Here is a 19,420-nt window from a genome sequence, read left to right as displayed (position 1 = left end):
GATGCCGGCAGTATGAGGTGTTTTAGCTTTTTTTAGAAACAATTATGTTGCTTTTATGATATTTTTTGGATGTAAAAACGTGAATTTGAAACCTTCAAAATTCAATATTTAAAAAAATCCTATACTTTTGCGACACAAAGGAGAGCAAATATGGCAAAGAATTTAGTGATTGTTGAGTCGCCTGCAAAGGCAAAAACCATTGAAAAATTTTTAGGAAAAGACTACCAGGTGGAGTCGAGTTATGGACACATAGCCGATTTACCATCTAAAGAGATAGGGGTAGATGTTGAGAATGGCTTTAAGCCAAAATATGAAGTTTCTTCCGACAAAAGGGCTTTGGTAAAAAAACTCAGGGATCTTTCTAAATCTGCAGAGACAGTTTGGCTGGCAAGTGATGAGGACCGTGAAGGGGAGGCTATTGCATGGCACTTGGCGGAAGAACTGAAACTTGACAAAAACAAAACCAAGCGTATTGTTTTTCATGAAATTACCAAAACAGCGATACAAAAGGCTATCGAAAACCCAAGAGGTATTAATTATGACCTTGTAAATGCACAGCAGGCAAGAAGGGTGCTTGACCGATTAGTAGGTTATGAACTTTCTCCGGTACTTTGGAAAAAAGTAAAAAGCGGTTTATCTGCCGGTCGTGTACAATCGGTTTCGGTACGTTTAATTGTTGAGCGTGAAAGAGAGATACAAAACTTTAAGGCAGAGGGTTCTTACTCAATAACTGCCGAGTTTGTAAACGAGGCAGGAAAAGCATTTAAGGCAAGACTACCTAAAAACTTTAATACAAAACAGGAAGCGCAGGATTTCCTTAATAAAAATATAGGTTCTATATATAAGGTGTCGGATTTGGAAACAAAACCGGCAAAAAAATCACCAGCGGCACCGTTTACTACATCTACACTACAGCAGGAAGCGGCAAGAAAGCTGTATTTTCCGGTAGGTGTTACCATGATGCTGGCACAGCGCCTGTATGAGGCCGGACTTATTACTTATATGAGAACGGATAGTGTTAACCTTTCTCAGGAAGCAATGACAGCTGCCGAGGCAGAAATTACAAAATCATACGGTAAGGAATTCAGTAGGCCCAGAAACTACGCTACAAAAAGTAAAGGTGCGCAGGAGGCTCACGAGGCTATACGTCCTACAGATATGGCCCGTCATACGGTTAGTTTAGACAGGGATCAGGCAAGGCTTTATGATTTGATATGGAAAAGAACCGTGGCTTCTCAAATGAGTGATGCACAGCTTGAACGTACCAATGTTAGGATAGATGCTAATAATCATAAAGAAGTTTTTGCAGCATCAGGAGAGGTGTTGCTGTTTGAAGGTTTCTTAAAAGTATACCTTGAAGGAAATGATGATGAGGATGTAGAACAGGAGGGTATGCTGCCTGCATTACGACTAAACGAAAAACTGACTAATAATTATATTACGGCAACCGAACGTTTTTCAAGACCGCCTGCCCGTTATACAGAAGCGGCTTTGGTTAAGAAACTAGAAGAACTTGGTATTGGTCGTCCGTCAACTTATGCGCCTACCATTTCTACCATTATCAGCAGAAATTATGTTGAAAAAGGAAGTTTTGAAGGGCAGGAAAGAAAATATGCACAGCTTACCTTAAAAGAAGGTTCTGTTGCAGAACAGCAGCTTAAAGAAAATTTCGGTTCAGATAAAGGTAAGTTAGTGCCTACCGATATAGGGATGATTGTAAATGATTTCCTTGTAAGTCATTTCGAAACTATTCTTGATTATAACTTTACCGCTAAAGTAGAGCAGGATTTTGACGAAATTGCTTCGGGTAATGAAGACTGGACCAAAATGATGAATGATTTTTATAGTCATTTTCATCCAACGGTTAAGGATGTTGAGAAGAATGCAGACAGGGAGTCCGGTGAGCGTATTCTTGGTGTTCATCCTGAATCAGGGAAACAGGTAAGTGTGCGTTTGGGTAAATTTGGTCCGATGGCTCAAATTGGCGATGCAGAAGATGAAGAGAAACAGTTTGCAAGCCTTTTACCGGAACAGAATATTGGTAATATTACTCTTGAAGAAGCTTTAGGCTTATTCATGCTGCCTAAATCACTTGGTACTTATAAAGGAGAAGAGGTTGAGGTAAATAATGGCCGTTTTGGTCCTTACGTTCGATTTGGAAAAACATTTATTTCGTTACCAAAAGGTATGGATCCTATGGATGTGACTTTTGATGTTGCGGGAAAACTGATAGCGGAAAAAGAACAGGCTGATGCTCCTATAGGTACTTATAAGAACGAACCGGTTCAAAAAGGAGTAGGGCGTTTCGGGCCGTTTATTAAATGGAACGGAATGTTTATCAATGTGAACAAAAAGTATAATTTTGATAACCTTTCTCAGGCTGATATAACAGAGCTTATAGAGGATAAGCTGCAAAAGGATAAAGACAAGGTTATACATAACTGGGAAGACGAAGGTATAAAAGTAGAGAAAGCCCGTTGGGGGAGATCGGTTATACTTAAAGGAAAAACCAAAATTGAGCTTAATAAAGATGTTGATGCCTCTAAGCTTACGCTTGAGCAGGTTAAGGCAATGATTGAAGAAAAAGCTCCTGCTAAAAAAACTGCAGCTAAAAAGAAAACAACAGCAAAAACAAAAAAGAAATAAAATATGGTATTTGATTTTTTAGAACCTGTAGAGATAGAATTACTGGAGTTTGTAAGTGAGCTTCCTGTACAGTCTCTGGGCAGGAAAATCAGTATCCATACAACTGAAGTCTTTCCTGATCTTGATAAGGCGGCTATAGCGCTTATAGGGGTTTTAGAAAACAGGGGGGTAGACGAGAGAAAAGAGCATGTGTCTCTGGATCATGTAAGAAGGCAGTTTTACAGCCTTTTTCCGGGTAACTGGGATATGAATATAGTTGATTTAGGTGATGTTGCTGCAGGTGATACTCCGGAAGATACTTACTATGTAGTAAAAAATCTGGTAGACGAACTTGTAAAAAAAAGAATAATTCCTGTTGTTGTAGGAGGGTCTCAGGACTTAACTTATGCGTTATACAGGGGGTATGACAAGCTTGAACAGATGGTGAATTTAGTGTCTATTGACAGTAAATTTGATTTTGGTACTGAAAATGAGGGCTTAACGGCTTCGTCCTATCTGACTAAAATAATCGTAGAAGAACCCAATAATCTTTTTAATTTTAGTAATATTGGATATCAAACCTATTATAACTCGCAAGAAGAAATAGATTTGATTGAAAAATTGTATTTTGACGCTTACAGATTAGGTGAGATTTGTAATAATTCTACCATAGCCGAACCTGTTTTTAGAGATGCTGATATAGTTTCTGTTGATATGACAGCAGTAAAATCGAGCGATTCGGGGAATTATGTTAAATTTATCCCAAATGGTTTTGATGGAAAAGAAATTTGTATTTTAGCACGCTACGCAGGGATAAGTGATAAGGTAACTTCGTTTGGAGTGTTTAATCACAATAATTCCAGGCAGGAGTCCGTTTTAATAGCTCAGGTACTTTGGTATTTTATTGAAGGGTATCATTACAGATCTAATGAGTATCCTTTTGGAAGTAAAGAACAGTACCTTAAATATATAGTTCCCCTGGAAGATGAGGAGTTGATTTTTTATAAGAGCGACAGGACAGACAGGTGGTGGATTGAGATACCCCATGTGTCTCATGTTAACAATAAATTAAAGAGAAATACGTTGTTACCTTGTACGCATGAAGATTATATGGGAGCGTGTAACAATGAGATTCCTGAAAGGTGGTGGAAGGCTCAGAGAAAAAACATTATTTAGCAGTAATGTTATAAAATAACTGAGAATTCTCTATATTTTCTTAAAGTTATCGGGAGATTACTTTTTGTTTAGGTTTTTTTAATAAAAAAATTGTTTTTTTGAAAATAAATAAATAGGTTTACGCCCTTAAAAAATAGAATTACATTAATAACCCAATTTTATATGAAGAAGTTCATTGCATTAACAGCAACTTTATCATTTTTAATTAGCTGTGGTTCTAGCGACCGCGGAGAGCTAGTAGGTGTTAGAGGAAAAAAGTGGAGGCCTGAAAAGCCGTATGGTATGACTTTGGTTCCTGGAGGTGCTTACATTATGGGTAAATCGGACGACGATTTGGCTAATGTACAGGATGCTCCTACTAAGACTGTAACTGTTCGTTCGTTTTACATGGATGAAACAGAGATTACCAATAGTGAATACCGTCAGTTTGTAGAATGGGTTAAAGATTCTACTATCAGAACAAGACTTGCTATTTTGGCAGAAGAAATGGGTCAGACACCTGGTAGTGGTGGTATTGGCGAGTATGCGTTTTTAGATCAGTCTACAGAAGAGAAATCTCCTTACGATCAGTATATGTATGATAATTATTATAGCATGGGTACTGATGATGATCCGTTTGCTGGTAGAAAACTTAACCATAAAGTTAAGCTTATCGACGATCCGCAAAAATACCCAGATGAGTATTATGTGGAAGTTATGGACTCTATGTACCTGCCGGCTTCTGAATCATACAATGGTTTAAGGACTATTGATGTATCTAAGCTTGTGTTTGCTTATTCGTGGATGGATATTCAGGCTGCAGCAAAAGATAAGTCTAAAAACTCAAGGTCTAAAAGAAGTAAATATCTTATAAAAGAGAAGGTAGAGGTTTATCCTGATACTACGGTATGGATTAAAGACTTTGCTTATTCTTATAATGAGCCGATGCATAATGATTATTTCTGGCATCAGGCTTACGGAGAGTATCCTGTAGTGGGTGTTACCTGGGAACAGGCAAAAGCATTTTGTGCTTGGAGAACGCTTAACAAGAATGCTTACCAAAAAGATAAAGGAAGACAGTTTGTAAACTCTTTCCGTTTACCTACAGAGGCTGAATGGGAGTATGCTGCAAGAGGTGGTCTTGAGTCTGCTACATTCCCTTGGGGTGGTCCTTATGCTAAAGGTGACAGAGGGTGTTTCCTTGCTAACTTTAAGCCTAACAGAGGTGACTACGCTGCAGACGGTGCACTTTACACTGTAGAAGCTAAATCTTACGATCCAAACGATTATAATCTTTACAATATGGCTGGTAACGTTTCTGAGTGGACAGACTCTTCATACGATGCTTCATCTTATGAGTATGTATCTACAATGAACCCTAACGTAACAGATCACCAAAACCAACGTAAAGTAATCCGTGGAGGATCATGGAAGGATGTTGCTTACTTCCTTCAGGTTAGTACAAGAGATTATGAGTATGCGGATTCTGCAAGAAGCTTTATCGGTTTCAGAACAGTACAGGATTACATGGGTACTCAGAATACTTCAAATACTATGAACTAAGAACCAATTTTGATAACTTGAATATTTATTGATTAACTTAACTAAAAACTAAAAATTATTTTATTATGGCACTACCTAAAAAAGTTATGAATTTCGCCTATGGTATGGGGGCGGCAGTTGTAATCATCGGAGCACTTTTCAAATTAATGCACTGGCCAGGAGCTTCTGAGATGCTTATTGTTGGTTTAAGTACTGAGGCGTTAATTTTTGGTTTGTCAGCTTTCGATCCGGTAGATAAAGAACTTGACTGGTCGTTAGTTTACCCGGAATTAGCTGGTGGAGAAGCTAAGAAAAAAGACAAAAAAGAAGATCCGAAAGATGCTCAGGGATTACTTTCTCAAAAACTTGATAACCTGTTAAAAGAAGCTAAAATTGACGGAGAGTTAATGTCTAGCTTAGGTAACAGCATCAGAAACTTCGAATCAGCTGCTAAAGGAATTTCTCCAACAGTAGATTCAATTGCTTCTCAAAAGAAATACAGCGAAGAAATGTCTATGGCTGCTGCTCAAATGGAGTCTTTAAACAGTCTTTATAAAGTTCAGTTAGAGAGCGCTTCTCGTAACGCTGAAGCTAACAAAGAGATTGCTGATAACGCAGCTCAGCTAAAACAACAAATGCAGACAATGACTCAAAACATTGCTTCATTAAACAATGTTTATGGCGGAATGCTTTCTGCTATGGGTAACAGAGGCTAATTGACTGATTAGTTTTATTTAAATATTTTTTAACCAAAAAACAAGAAACTAATTAGAAAATGGCAGGAGGAAAATTAACCCCAAGGCAGAAGATGATTAACCTGATGTACCTGGTTTTCATCGCTATGTTGGCATTGAACATGTCAAAAGAGGTACTATCCGCTTTTGGTTTGATGAACGAAAAATTTGAGGACGTAAATGCGTTCTCTAAAGATTATAACAATACACTTTATGCTGACTTACAGTCTAAAGCAAAAGAAAATGCATCTCAGTATGCTGAGCCTTTTGAGAAAGCGAAAAAAGTTAAGCCTGTAACGGATGCTTTTTATGCTTACATCGAATCTCTTAAGAATGATGTTACTTCTTCTTTCGAAAGAGAGAATGGTAAATTGCCTTATGAAGCAATGGATAAAGGTGATATGATTGATGAGAAATGGTTTGATGGTGACGGTTATTCTAAAAAAGGACAGGAAATTATTGCTACAATTGAAAAATATAAAAGCGATCTTGTTTCTATCTTAGGAAAAAGCACTGAGTATAAAATCATTGTTCAGGATATCAACCGTAAATTTGATTTAGGTGATGTAACAGATGGTGAAGGTGTTAAGAAAAAATATCTTGATTATCATTATAAAGGTTTCCCGGCAATCGCATCTTTAACAAAGCTTACTGCTATGCAGAATGATGTTAAGAAAACTGAGCAGGATATCTATAATGCTTTAGTAGGTAACACTACGGCTGCTATTGCATCGATGAATAACTATCAGGCAATGGTTGTTACTGAAAAATCAGCCTTCTTTGCTGGTGAGCCAGTTAAAGGTACTATAGTGCTTGGTCGTTATGACGAATCGACTGTTCCTACATCTGTAGAACTTAATGGAAGTCAGGTTGACTTAAATAAAGCTTTAAAAGGTGGTCAGGTTAATTTTGAATTTGGTGCAGGTAACATAGGTGAACATGAAATAGGCGGTAAATTTACATTTGTTGAGAATGGTAAGCCAGTTGAAATTCCTATTAAAGGTAATTATGTAGTGGTTCCTAAACCAAACTCAGCTACAATTTCTGCTGATAAAATGAACTCTGTTTACCGTGGTGTCGAAAACCCAATGACAATTTCATTTGCAGGTATTCCTGACAGTGATGTAACTGCATCTGCACCAGGTCTTAAAAAAGTTGGAAATGGTAAGTATGTTTGGAGTTTAAACGGTGTTTCGGGTAGAGAGGCTACTGTAAAGGTTAGTGGTAAATTACCTGGAGGACAAGTGGTAAGTGATAGTAAGAAATTTAATATTAGAGAGATTCCTGCTCCAAGTCCTAAACTAAGAGGTAAAGTAGGTTCAGCTAAAGGTAATAAAAATGACCTTTCTAACTCTACTATTGATATTGATTTCTCTGATTTCGTGTTTGATATTAAAACTAACATCAAGCAGTTTGAGGTTTATGTGCCAGGTAGCCCAGCAATCATTTGTCAAGGTAACAAGTTTAATGCTCAGGCTTTAAGTGCTATTTCTAAATCTTCTAGAGGTGATCAGGTTATCATCACTAATATAAAATATGATATTATTGGAGCTGCGGGTTATACTCCTAAGCCTTCTACAGCATTTAACTGGGAAGTACAATAATATTTTTAAAAGAACGTTTTTCTTTTACAGTTTAAAATTAAAATATGAATAGTAAAAAAATTTTATTAGCGGCTCTTTTTATGTTAGGTACTGGTTCTGCTTTTGCTCAATCTAACGTACTTAATGCAAAAACTCCGGATGAGATAGGTAAGAAAACCGAAGCGGAAATGGTTGCAGATAATGATAATCCACTTCCTTACGGTTACGTAGGTGATAGGGATATCTTATTCAGCAAAAGGGTTTGGGAAGTGATTGATCTTGATGAGAGAATCAATTTCCCGTTATATTTCCCTATTGAAGATAACCTGGGCGACAATAGAAAATCACTATTCCATGTTTTAACTACGGCTATTAAAAACGGAGAGTTAACAGAGGTATATGGTGATTCATATTTCAGAGATAAAATTACTCCTGAAAATCTTGAACAGCTTTTTAGTTATAAAGAACTTAATAGTTTCGGTATTGAAACAATGAACCAGTACATGGGGCAAACAGAAGATGAACTTAAAGCGAAAGGTATTTTAACTGCCGAGCATTTTGATACGTCTGAAGTTACTGCTGCCGATGTAACTAAATATATGATTGAAGGTTACTGGTACTTTGACAAGAGGCAAGGTGAGTTGAAATACAGATTAATAGGTATTTGTCCTATGGCGGTTGACGCTCTTACTAAAATGAGGATGGGTGAAACTGCAGATCCAATTCAATTATTTTGGGTATACTTCCCTGCAGCAAGAGATATCCTGCACAAAGAAGATGCATTCAACCCAAGAAACTCTGCAATGCCTATCACTTTTGATCACTTGTTAAACTCACGTCGTTTCTCTGCTACAATTGTAAAAGTTGAAAACGAATATGGTGACAGACTTATTGAAGACTATTTAAAAGATAATTCACAAATGCAGCTTCTTGAAGCTGAAAGACTCAAAGAGGTTATTCGTAACTTCGAACAGGATATGTGGAATTACTAATAGATAGTTCACTATACAACATGAAAAACTCTTACTTTTTTAAGTAAGAGTTTTTTATTTTTACATCATGAAAGATTATATAATAGTTGGTGCCGGTATTGCCGGAGTGAGTTTTGCCGAAACAGCCTTTTTAAACCGTAAATCGTTTACGGTTATAAGTGATAAGTCGCAAAATTCGAGTTATGTTGCGGCAGGGTTATATAATCCGGTTATACTTAAAAGATTTAGTATGCCTCTTGATGCTAAAGAACATCTTGAATACATAAAACCGTTTTATAAAAATATTGAAGAAAGACTCAATGTAAAGTTTGATATAAGTCTGCCTATATATCGCAAGTTTGTATCAGCGGAGGAACAGAATAACTGGTTTGAAGCAGCGGATAAGCCTGCTTTGTCACCTTTTCTTTCTACTTCAGTTGTTCATACTAAATATTTCGGTATAGATTCTCCGTTTGGTTATGGTAAAGTGTTGCATACAGGGTATGTGGATACAGACGTGTTTTTAGATTCATACCATAAGTACCTGGATTCTGATAACCATTTGATAAAGGATACATTTAATCATACCGATTTACAGATAAATACTGACTTTGTAGAGTATAAAGGATTAAAGGCAAGGCATATTATTTTTTCGGAGGGTTTTGGACTTCATGCCAATCCTTATTTTATGAATTTACCTCTTGATGGTACCAAAGGTGAACTGCTTGTTATTAAAGCTCCCGATTTAAAGTTAGATGTAGCTATTAATGCCAGTATTTTTATTTTACCGATAGGTAACGACACATATAGGGTTGGTGCCACTTATGAATGGTATGATAAAACAGCCGAGCCTACGGAAGCAGGAAAGAAAGAATTGATAGAAAAGCTTGATGAACTTATTTCGTGTGATTATGAAATACTGGATCACTTGGCAGGAATAAGGCCAACTGTAAAGGACAGAAAGCCTTTAATAGGTACGCATGAGGTTTATAAGAGAGTACATCTCTTAAATGGATTGGGTACACGTGGTGTTATTTTGGGTCCGCCTATGGCAAAAGCTTTATTTGATTCAATAGAAAATGATATTCCTATTGATAAAAGTGTGAGTATTCACAGGTTTAAGCGCTAGTGTCGTTTCGCCAGTCTTTTTTATAGCTTATGAAAAAGTTAATCCAGATGTTTCGTGAAAGACGCATGATTATAGGCATAAATACAACCAATGTTGCGATTATAGCAAAAAATGCTGTTTTAAGTTCTGAGCCTATAAATACATAGCTGATAATAAAAGCGGCAACACTAAAGGCAACGCCAAGGGCATAGCTAACATACATAGCTCCGTAAAAAAACGAAGGCTCTATTTTATAATGTAATCCGCAGTGGCTGCATTTCTCGTTCATCTTATAAATATTAAGCAAATTGAAAGGATTTTTGTCCTTATACATACTTTCTTCCTGACAACGAGGACAGGTTCCTGTTAAAATGCTATATAGTTTCGATCCTTTTTTTAACATTTGCAAAAAATTTGATTTTCACAAATTTACAATTAATAAAAACAGAATAATGCTTAACATACATAATTTGTCGGTTTCTTTTGGAGGTACTTATTTATTTGAAGAAGTAACCTTCAGGTTGGGTGCCGGAGACAGAGTGGGACTTGTGGGTAAGAACGGTGCCGGTAAATCGACTATGCTTAAAATACTTTCGGGGGATATACCTCCTGATTCAGGCGTTATAGCAACAGAAAAAGAGGTAAAGTTAGGCTTTCTTAGACAGGATATTGATTTTGTGCAGGGAAGGACTGTACTTGATGAAGCTTATCAGGCTTTTGAAGAAATTAAGAGGGTAGAGTTTAAAATTGATGAAATTAACCATCAGTTGGCTACCAGAACAGATTATGAGAGTGAAGAGTATTCTAAACTTATAGAAGACCTTAGTGATCATACTCATCATTATGAAATACTTGGTGGCTATAATTATGTAGGGGAAACAGAGAAAATTCTTTTAGGGCTTGGTTTTAAAAGGGAAGACTTTGATAAGCTAACAGATACCTTTTCAGGAGGATGGAGAATGAGGATAGAGCTTGCAAAGCTATTACTGCAGTCTAATGATGTATTGCTTCTGGATGAGCCTACCAACCACCTTGATATTGAGAGTATCATTTGGCTGGAACAGTTTTTAAGGAATTATCCGGGAGTAGTAGTGATAGTATCACACGATAAAATGTTCCTGGATAATGTAACGAACAGGACGATTGAAATTTCTCTTGGTAAGATTTACGATTTTAACAAGCCTTATACACAATACCTGACTCTTAGGGAAGAGATTAGGGAAAAGCAACTGGCTACCCAAAAGAATCAGGAAAAAATGATCGAGAATACCGAAAAGCTTATTGAAAAGTTCAGGGCGAAGGCATCTAAGGCATCAATGGCGCAATCTTTAATAAAGAAACTGGATAAGATTGACAGAATTGAGGTGGATGAAGATGATAATTCGGTTATGAACATTTCATTCCCGGTGTCAGTCACTCCGGGACGTGTGGTAGTGGAAGCAGAAGATGTTACCAAGAAATATGGTGAAAAGACCATTTTGAAAGATATAAACCTGCTAATTGAAAGAGGAAGCAAGATTGCTTTTGTGGGGCAGAACGGTCAGGGTAAATCTACGCTTATAAAGGCAATAGTAAACGAGTTTGAATATAGTGGTACCATTAAATTAGGACACAATGTACAGCTGGGTTATTTTGCGCAAAATCAGGCAGAGTACCTTGATGGTGAAATTACCCTGCTGGAAACTATGGAAAATGCAGCTACAGATACTAACCGATCTAAAGTTAGGGATATGCTGGGTGCGTTTTTATTCAGGGGAGATGATGTAGAGAAGAAAGTAAAAGTACTTTCGGGAGGAGAGAGAAACAGGCTTGCGCTTTGTAAAATGCTTTTACAGCCCATTAACGTGCTTGTAATGGACGAACCTACCAATCACCTTGATATTAAATCTAAGAACGTTTTAAAGGCAGCTCTGCAAAAATTTGAGGGTACTTTACTGTTGGTATCTCACGACAGGGACTTCCTTCAGGGAATGGCAAATACTGTTTATGAGTTTAAAGACCAAAAGATAAAAGAGTACTTGGGTGACATTAACTTCTATCTTGAACAGCGTAATATGGAAAATATGCGTGAGGTGGAGAAAAAAGATGTTGTAAAGAAAACAGTGGCTCCAAAAGAGAGTAAGCAGGTTTCTTATGAAGATCAGAAGAAGAATAAGGCACTGCAAAACAAACTAAGTAAAATAGAGAGCCAGATACAGCAGTTGGAAATTAATATCCAAAAAGACGATAAGCGACTGGAAACGGATTATGAAAAGCTGATGGCTGATGCTTCGTTCTTTGAGGCTTATGAGAAAAAGAAAAAAGAACTGGATACTTTAATGGCAGACTGGGAACTGGTTCAGGAAGAAATAGAGAATTCATAAAAAAAAAACCTGCATTTGCAGGGCTTTTTTTTACTCTTTGGTTTTTATCTCAACTTCAGAATCTTTACCTGAAACAGATACCTTACTCTCACTGTCACCATTTTTATTCTCATAGTTTACTCCGTCTTTGCTGATGCTGATTGAAGTTCCGTCAGGATCTTCCTCAGCCGGAGCAGCTGTTGTTGGTGTTGGAGTTGCCGGTGGTGCCGGATTTTCTACCGGTTCCGGAGTTGGGGGTGCTTCTTGTTTGTCTTTGCATGAGGCAGCAAAAAGCATTGCTAAGACCCCTGCTGTAATCATTAATCTTTTCATAATCACTTAGGTTTTAAAAAGGTTAAAGAGTAAAGGTAGGACTTAAAGTGTTAAAAAAGAGGTAAAGCAAACTTAAAGTTTACTGAATAAGACCAATGCTTTTAGAGTGTTTTATGGCTTCATTACTGTCTTTAAAGTAGCAAGTGGCTATCCCAAGTGACTCAATGTTTTTTAGAACTTTGATAGTTTTTTCTTTCTTGTGAGACGATGTTTGCCTTATATAAACAGCTTTAACCGTTACCGGGAAAATCTTGCATACATTCTCGTATAGATAAGGATCATGCTGTGAATCATCTCCTAAAAGGGTGTAATGCAAATGAGGATAAAACTCAAGTATGTGTTTAATCTTGTCAAATTTATGCCCGTGGTTGCCGCGTCCGGTAACAAAAAAGTCCATCAGGCTGGTTTTAATGTCCTTTAAAAGTAATACTCCTCTTGGCAACTCATGTATTTCGGTAAATTTTACAATAAACTTATACAGGTTCCATTCGCTGCTCGACACATAAAAGAAAGCATTTTTTTCTCCTTTATTATTACGGCCAGCAGTACTTAATGCCTGATAATGCGGAACAACACCTTCAAATATCTTTCGATCATTAATGTTTTTCCATAAAAGAATGTAGAGCTTTTTAAACATGTTTCGGGTGTGGGAGATAAGGAAAGTATCATCAATATCTGATATAAAGCCTAAATTACCTTCGTAAGGCCTTATAAAGGTGCCTTTTTCTTTTATCTCTTCACCGTTATAGTGGGTGCTTACATAATAATCGGTCCATCCGTATCCGGTTTCTTCCTGTAGTGGGATGCAAAATTTAAAATAACCGTCATCAAGGGCTTTAGTATGTATTTTACGTCCGTTATGTTCAAGATATACATCAGTATTAGGTATGGTTTTTACCCGAAACATCTTAATGATGGATCTTGCATTCTTAAAACGTTTTTTTTCAAATTCATAATTGTTGGCACTGCTGGGTTTAAATACGTGGCCAAACACGATAAGCTCTCCTTCATTGGCATAGCCTCGATACAATCTTAATATTGGTTTCATTAAAAATTATGATTTTGGTAAGAAGGTTTGTAGTCCTAATTTAATTAAATTTAATGAAAAAAGGAAACATGAGTAGTCAAAAGGAATTTTTGATTGTAGTTAACCCAATTGCGGGTGGTAATGATAAGACAGATCTTTTAGAAGCTGTGCGAGAATATGCCGACAAGGAAAACATATCTCTTATTGAATATGAAACTACAGGGGAGAATGATGAGGAAGAGATAAAAAAGCTTTATACGAAGCATAAGCCTGAAAGGGTACTGGTAGCGGGAGGTGATGGTTCTGTAAAGATGATAGCTGAAGCCATAGGGCATGAAGATGTAGTTATAGGGGTGTTGCCGGCTGGTTCTGCAAACGGACTTTCTGTTGACCTGAATCTACCAAGTGATGTTAGCCAAAACCTTGAAATAGCTTTTCATGGCAATTTTATGCAGATGGATATGGTTAACATTAACGGCAAGAAAAGTCTCCATCTTAGTGATATTGGGGTTAATGCTGAACTGATAAGAAATTATGAGGGAAGTAATATAAGGGGTAAACTGGGTTATGTGCTTCAGGCTTTTAATACATTAACCGAACTTCAGGATCCTTTTCATGCCATTATAGAGGCAAACGGTAATACACTGGAAACAGAGGCAAGAATGATTGTTATAGCCAACACCAAACGTTATGGCACCGGAGTTACCATAAACCCAATAGGGAAAATGGATGACGGAAAATTTGAAATAGTGATACTAAAGAGCCTTGATCTTATTTTTATAACTAAGGTGCTTGCCGGGAAAATGCCTATTGAAAGCAATAAAGATGTTGAGATTATTTCGACAGAAGATGCCCTAATAACTACTGATGTGCCTGTTTGTTTTCAGATTGATGGCGAGTTTTGCGGAGAGATTGACCGACTGGATATAAAGATACTGCACAAGCAGATGAAAATAGCTGTGCCTAAAACTACTTAAACGGATTACGCTGTTTCCATTCTATTTTTGGATCGAAATAAGGGAAGAGCCTGCTCATAAAAGTATTTACCAAGGCATTACTGTGCTTAATGATCCCGAATACTTCTTCGGGTCTGGCACCTACAGAGCTTTTTATTTCCATGGCAGAACGGGCAAAAATAACATGTTTAAAGTCCTTTTTTACGGCATAAGCCACCATGTCGTAGAGCATATTAAGATATAGCATCTTTTCTTTTTGTACGCTTTCATCATAGCCTAAAAAATAGGTGTCCATATCATGATTATTCTTTACCAAAGTGCTAAAACCAACTAATTGATCATTTAAAAAATATCCGTAAAAGCGGAAATTCTCTTTTAGCTGTTGCTTTAAGGTATGGAAATGCCCTTTTGGTAAAAAGAAAGTATTGAAAGGAGCATTTGAGGCTACTGTAAGATAAAGTTCATGAATACGTTCTTCATGCTTTAGGATGTCTTCTTCTGTCAGTTTTCTTTTTTCTACGCCTTCAGCTTTTTTACGTGCCCGGTTGTACTGTGTGCGGTATTTAGTGTTAAGTGCAGTGAGATAGTCTTCAATATCTTTCCATTCAGGGTGAATATGAAAAATCATATTGGGCTGGGTGCAAAACCTGTAATAGTTTTTAAACCCGGCAGTTTTAAAATCAGGGAACTCTGTTTGATTAAAATCCTTAACCGAGACCAGATTTATATGAACACACTTCTTCAGGTATTCTTTCTTTAGTTTCTTCAGGGTTTTTCTAAAGAGTGCCAGTGCCTCATTCTCAGTAATGGTATTGGCAAGCAGGTAAGCGTTTTGTCCGGTAAGCTTATTGTTGCCGAGGATAAGGGTATGAGAAGAGAACTTTTTAAAAATATAATCCTTAAGGCTAAACTTCTTTTTTATTTCTTCTCCAAAAGTATTTATACGACTAAGGTTAATATACTGTACTACGCCAATGCCACATAGGATACTGTTTTTATAGAGCGCAACAAAATGGCATTCCATATTAGCGGGTGAGGAGCTTTCCAATACCTGCATATAGCTTTTGGACAGGAAAATATTTTTAACGGCAATGGTATCCCACTCCTGAGGAAGGGATGCAGCCGACGTAAATATTTTATAAGAAAGTTTAGGGCTCAAAGTAATGGTAAAGAAAAGAAAAATCTCCCGAAGGAGATTTTTAATTGCTATATATTTTTAATTATGCAGGCCATGCACAAAGTATACCTCCTATAATGGTAAAGCATACAATCCAATAGCCTCCGTTAATCAGGATGTATTTAGCACTTTTTCTTTCAAAAAGGGCATTAGTACCTGTGACAGGAAGAGCAAGTAAAAGCCCGGCCATAAAACCATGAAGCGCACCATGCTTAAATGTCCTGAAAGCATCACCATAGTCGGTCATAAATGCTTTGTAAGATGGTTTTGCTGTTTCAAAAAACTCAGGTCCGCCTACCATTCCTGATGGTCCAAACTGATGGATAACAAGAAACTGAAGAATAAATGAAATCAGGAACGCAAAAAGGATAGCCATTCCAAAAATCTTAAACATATTTGCTCCTTTTGCTTTTTCTTCGGTCATGCCTGTTTCTTTCATCCAGGCAGTACCAAAAACTTTAGGATTGTACCAAATAAAACCCACTACCATTGTAGATAGTGCAGCAACTAAAATTGCAAGCCAGTTAAAGTTCATAATTATTTGTTTTAGTGTTTGTGGTAGTAAATGTATAATTTATTGGCTTATAAAATATCAATTTGCTAATAATTTTGCTTTTTAGTAATAAGAAATGAATTTAAATATCGTTCTGTTTCTTAGGTAATTAGGGTTGGATTCGTTGCTGTAGGCTTCCCGTTCAAAGCTAATGTTGCGATAGGCAGTTTTATGATTTCTGTAATAGGCTAATCGTATAAAAAATTCAATAAGATACCACAGGTAAAAAGGCAGGATTAAAAGTTCTGCCTGTTGCCTTAAATGAATTTTTTCATGATTAAGCAGCACAGCATTTTCTTTATACTCTTTTTTGCGAAGTATTATAAAAGGGAATAAAGCCATTGCGGTATAACCCTTACGTATTAAATATTTAGATACAATTACTATCATTAAATGTAAAGTTCATAAATTTGCGCGCATGAGCTGGCAAAATTCTGAAAATAAATTAAAAGAAGGTGAAGATTATTATCTTTCGCCGGAAGGCTATAAGGTTTTTACAGAAAAATTTCATTTAAAGAGAGGGTATTGCTGTAAAAGCGGTTGCCGCCACTGCCCGTATGGGTACGATAAGAAAACAGGAACATTTAAGAAGTAAGTATTCAGTATACACTAAGTAGTTGGCAGTAAGCTAACCGTGTATTTTGAATATAAAAACTGAACACTAATAACTGAACACTGAATACTAAGATTATGACATTCAAGGAACAGATAAAGGAAGGGATTCCTTCGGTTTTACCACAGGCTAAACCCTATGATCCATCTATAAACCATGCGCCAAAACGTAAAGAGATATTAACAGCGGAAGAAAAAAAGCTGGCATTACGTAATGCACTTCGTTATTTTGAGCCACAGCACCATGCTGAACTGATTAAGGAATTTACAGAAGAGCTTGAAAAATACGGACGTATATATATGTATCGCCTGCGTCCTGACTATAAAATGTACGCAAGGCCAATATCAGAATATCCGGGTAAATCAGAGCAGGCAAAAGCCATTATGCTAATGATACAAAATAACCTTGATTATGCTGTAGCACAGCATCCGCACGAACTTATTACTTATGGTGGTAATGGTGCTGTTTTCCAAAACTGGGCACAGTACAGGTTAACCATGAAGTACCTTAGTGAAATGACCGAAGAGCAAACGCTTGTTATGTATTCCGGGCATCCTATGGGGTTATTTCCGTCTCATAAAGAGGCCCCAAGGGTAGTGGTTACAAACGGTATGATGATCCCTAACTATTCTAAGCCGGATGACTGGGAAAAATTCAACGCGCTTGGCGTTACCCAATACGGTCAAATGACAGCAGGTAGTTATATGTATATCGGTCCGCAGGGAATTGTACATGGTACTACCATTACAGTTATGAACGGCGGAAGAAAAATCTCTAAGAATGGAGAAGGCCTTGAAGGAAAAGTATTCGTAACATCTGGTCTTGGAGGTATGAGTGGTGCTCAGCCAAAGGCAGGTAACATTGCAGGCTGTATTACCGTTTGTGCAGAGGTTAACCCTAAAGCGGTACATACACGTCATTCTCAGGGATGGGTAGATGAAGTTGTTACCGATACTGATGCTCTTGTAAAAAGAGTTCTTGAGGCAAAAGCTAATAAAGAAGTGGTTTCTATTGCTTATCAGGGTAATGTGGTTGATGTGTGGGAGAAATTTGATGAAGCTAATATCTATATAGATTTAGGTAGTGACCAAACTTCGCTTCACAATCCGTGGGCCGGTGGTTATTACCCGGCAGGAATAAGTTTTGAGGAATCTAACAGGCTAATGGCTGAAGAACCTGAAACCTTTAAGCAAAAGGTTCAGGAAACACTAAGAAGGCATGCAGCTGCTGTTAATAAGCATACTGCAAAAGGAACCTATTTCTTTGACTATGGTAACGCTTTCCTTTTAGAGGCATCGCGTGCAGGAGCCGATATTATGGCTCCAAACGGTATTGACTTCAGATACCCTAGCTACGTTCAGGATATTATGGGGCCTATGTGTTTTGATTACGGATTTGGTCCTTTCCGTTGGGTATGTGCTTCGGGTAATCCTGAAGATCTTGCCAAGACCGATGCGATTGCATTAAATGTATTAGAAGAAATGTCTAAAGCTGCTCCTGCTGAAATAAAACAGCAGATGCAGGACAATATAAAATGGATAAAAGGAGCGCAGGAGAATAAGCTTGTAGTAGGTTCTCAGGCACGTATCCTTTATGCTGATGCAGAAGGAAGGATTAAAATAGCTGAGGCTTTTAACCAGGCAATTGCCAGGGGAGAAATAGGTTATGTGGTACTGGGACGTGATCATCACGATGTATCGGGTACCGATTCTCCTTACCGTGAAACATCTAATATTTATGACGGTTCCCGCTTTACAGCTGATATGGCTATACATAATGTAATAGGCGACAGCTTTAGGGGAGCTACCTGGGTGAGTATCCACAACGGTGGAGGCGTAGGCTGGGGAGAGGTTATAAATGGCGGATTTGGTATGGTTCTTGATGGTTCTAAAGATGCGTCAAGACGCTTAGAATCAATGCTTTTCTGGGATGTTAATAATGGTATTTCACGTAGAAGCTGGGCAAGAAATGAAGAGGCTGTTTTTGCAATAAAAAGAGCTATGGAGGTGCAGCCTTTACTAAAAGTTACATTGCCAAATATGGTAGACGACGCATTGTTGAGCTAATAACCCAAAGGGTTATTGGTTTATCTTTAAAATGAACTCTTAACTCATTGGATTATGAAAACAATAAAATTGCTATCGTTACTATTTGTCTTAGTCCTTGCGGGTTCGTGTAATGCTGTTAGGGTGGCTGCCGATTATGATGATGCTACCGATTTTACAACTTACAGGACTTATGCCTATTTTCAGCCCGGAATTGATAAGGTTGATATATCAGACTTAGACAAGAAAAGGATTCTTCGTGCATTGGATGAGGAATTTGCCGCTAAAGGTTTTACCAAAAGCGAAAACCCCGATGTTCTTGTAAACTTTTTTACTAAAGCCCGTAAAGAAGTAAACGTAAACCAGTTTTATGGAGGCTGGGGTTACGGCTGGGGCTGGGGAGGATATTATGGCTGGGGTTACCCTGGTTATTGGGGAGGTAATTATACCTCTGTTAGTACCTCTACCGAAGGGACGCTTTATATAGACCTTATAGACGGTAAAAGTAAAGAACTGGTTTGGCAGGGGGTAGGTACAGGAGTTTTAACTCTTGACCGTGACAAAAAAGAAGAACGAATTAAGGAATTTGTTTCAAACATACTGGCACAGTTCCCGCCACAAAAAAATAAGAAATAAAAAAAAGCCGCTCATTGAGC

The 19,420-nt window shown here is 37.4% G+C and carries 18 protein-coding genes; 12 read left to right on the top strand and 6 right to left on the bottom strand.

Annotation, left to right across the window (positions count from 1 at the left end):
* The first annotated feature begins 150 nt into the window (after positions 1-150).
* From topA to FUA48_RS00985, 7 genes are all read left to right on the top strand, one after another.
* Positions 151-2,646 (top strand): type I DNA topoisomerase, encoded by a 2,496-nt coding sequence (gene topA / locus FUA48_RS01015; protein WP_147581703.1) that lies wholly within the window; start codon positions 151-153, stop codon positions 2,644-2,646.
* 3 nt (positions 2,647-2,649) lie between these two features.
* Complete coding sequence (locus FUA48_RS01010; RefSeq protein WP_147581702.1) at positions 2,650-3,801, top strand: formimidoylglutamase; 1,152 nt, start codon at positions 2,650-2,652, stop codon at positions 3,799-3,801.
* A 162-nt stretch (positions 3,802-3,963) separates the two neighbouring features.
* Complete coding sequence (gene porK, locus FUA48_RS01005; RefSeq protein WP_147581701.1) at positions 3,964-5,343, top strand: T9SS ring complex lipoprotein PorK/GldK; 1,380 nt, start codon at positions 3,964-3,966, stop codon at positions 5,341-5,343.
* 62 nt (positions 5,344-5,405) lie between these two features.
* Positions 5,406-6,038 (top strand): type IX secretion system motor protein PorL/GldL, encoded by a 633-nt coding sequence (porL, locus tag FUA48_RS01000; protein ID WP_147581700.1) that lies wholly within the window; start codon positions 5,406-5,408, stop codon positions 6,036-6,038.
* A 59-nt stretch (positions 6,039-6,097) separates the two neighbouring features.
* Complete coding sequence (gene porM / locus FUA48_RS00995; RefSeq protein WP_129751518.1) at positions 6,098-7,660, top strand: type IX secretion system motor protein PorM/GldM; 1,563 nt, start codon at positions 6,098-6,100, stop codon at positions 7,658-7,660.
* Between the two features lie 44 nt (positions 7,661-7,704).
* The gene (gene porN, locus FUA48_RS00990) at positions 7,705-8,631 is read left to right on the top strand and encodes a type IX secretion system ring subunit PorN/GldN (RefSeq protein ID WP_129751519.1); all 927 of its coding nucleotides are present in this window, start codon (positions 7,705-7,707) and stop codon (positions 8,629-8,631) included.
* A 67-nt stretch (positions 8,632-8,698) separates the two neighbouring features.
* Positions 8,699-9,739, top strand: a complete 1,041-nt coding sequence (locus tag FUA48_RS00985) for an NAD(P)/FAD-dependent oxidoreductase (protein WP_147581699.1) — start codon at positions 8,699-8,701, stop codon at positions 9,737-9,739.
* On the opposite strand, the gene FUA48_RS00980 is transcribed toward FUA48_RS00985, so the two are convergent.
* Complete coding sequence (locus tag FUA48_RS00980) at positions 9,729-10,121, bottom strand: DUF983 domain-containing protein (protein WP_147581698.1); 393 nt, start codon at positions 10,119-10,121, stop codon at positions 9,729-9,731. The two genes, FUA48_RS00985 and FUA48_RS00980, sit on opposite strands and share 11 nt — an antisense overlap.
* A gap of 49 nt (positions 10,122-10,170) precedes the next feature.
* Here FUA48_RS00980 and FUA48_RS00975 point away from each other — a divergent pair, with 49 nt between their 5' ends.
* Positions 10,171-12,081, top strand: coding sequence for an ABC-F family ATP-binding cassette domain-containing protein (locus FUA48_RS00975; RefSeq protein WP_147581697.1), 1,911 nt, complete (start codon positions 10,171-10,173; stop codon positions 12,079-12,081).
* Positions 12,082-12,111: 30 nt separating this feature from the next.
* Here FUA48_RS00975 and FUA48_RS00970 read toward each other — a convergent pair whose 3' ends face one another.
* Positions 12,112-12,393 (bottom strand): hypothetical protein, encoded by a 282-nt coding sequence (locus tag FUA48_RS00970; RefSeq protein WP_147581696.1) that lies wholly within the window; start codon positions 12,391-12,393, stop codon positions 12,112-12,114.
* Positions 12,394-12,472: 79 nt separating this feature from the next.
* Positions 12,473-13,441 carry an App1 family protein gene (locus FUA48_RS00965; RefSeq protein ID WP_147581695.1) on the bottom strand — a complete coding sequence of 323 codons (969 nt, stop codon included), beginning with the start codon at positions 13,439-13,441 and terminating at the stop codon, positions 12,473-12,475.
* A gap of 53 nt (positions 13,442-13,494) precedes the next feature.
* Between FUA48_RS00965 and FUA48_RS00960 the strand changes: the two genes are divergently transcribed.
* Entirely contained in the window at positions 13,495-14,397 is a 903-nt protein-coding gene (locus tag FUA48_RS00960) for a diacylglycerol/lipid kinase family protein (RefSeq protein ID WP_240732521.1), read from the top strand.
* Here FUA48_RS00960 and FUA48_RS00955 read toward each other — a convergent pair.
* The 3 genes from FUA48_RS00955 to FUA48_RS00945 all read right to left on the bottom strand — a co-directional run bounded on the left by FUA48_RS00955 (position 14,390) and on the right by FUA48_RS00945 (position 16,493).
* Complete coding sequence (locus tag FUA48_RS00955) at positions 14,390-15,535, bottom strand: GNAT family N-acetyltransferase (protein WP_147581694.1); 1,146 nt, start codon at positions 15,533-15,535, stop codon at positions 14,390-14,392. The genes FUA48_RS00960 and FUA48_RS00955 overlap by 8 nt on opposite strands.
* Before the next feature lie 61 nt (positions 15,536-15,596).
* Positions 15,597-16,088, bottom strand: a complete 492-nt coding sequence (locus FUA48_RS00950; RefSeq protein ID WP_147581693.1) for a DUF1761 domain-containing protein — start codon at positions 16,086-16,088, stop codon at positions 15,597-15,599.
* Positions 16,089-16,169: 81 nt separating this feature from the next.
* A complete protein-coding gene (locus FUA48_RS00945) occupies positions 16,170-16,493 on the bottom strand; it encodes a hypothetical protein (RefSeq protein WP_147584932.1) in 324 nt (107 codons plus the stop codon).
* Positions 16,494-16,524: 31 nt separating this feature from the next.
* On the opposite strand from FUA48_RS00945, the gene FUA48_RS18310 reads away from it, so the two are divergent.
* The 3 genes from FUA48_RS18310 (at position 16,525) to FUA48_RS00935 (ending at position 19,400) form a co-directional block, all read left to right on the top strand.
* The gene (locus tag FUA48_RS18310; RefSeq protein ID WP_168196923.1) at positions 16,525-16,701 is read left to right on the top strand and encodes a DUF5522 domain-containing protein; all 177 of its coding nucleotides are present in this window, start codon (positions 16,525-16,527) and stop codon (positions 16,699-16,701) included.
* A 95-nt stretch (positions 16,702-16,796) separates the two neighbouring features.
* Positions 16,797-18,785 carry a urocanate hydratase gene (locus tag FUA48_RS00940; protein WP_147581692.1) on the top strand — a complete coding sequence of 663 codons (1,989 nt, stop codon included), beginning with the start codon at positions 16,797-16,799 and terminating at the stop codon, positions 18,783-18,785.
* Between the two features lie 54 nt (positions 18,786-18,839).
* Positions 18,840-19,400, top strand: coding sequence for a DUF4136 domain-containing protein (locus tag FUA48_RS00935; RefSeq protein WP_147581691.1), 561 nt, complete (start codon positions 18,840-18,842; stop codon positions 19,398-19,400).
* Positions 19,401-19,420 lie beyond the last annotated feature (20 nt).

Origin of the sequence: Flavobacterium alkalisoli, assembly GCF_008000935.1 — a bacterium.
Classification (GTDB): domain Bacteria; phylum Bacteroidota; class Bacteroidia; order Flavobacteriales; family Flavobacteriaceae; genus Flavobacterium; species Flavobacterium alkalisoli.
Note: the sequence above shows the minus strand (reverse complement) of the source record. Positions and strands in the feature narration are given on the sequence as shown.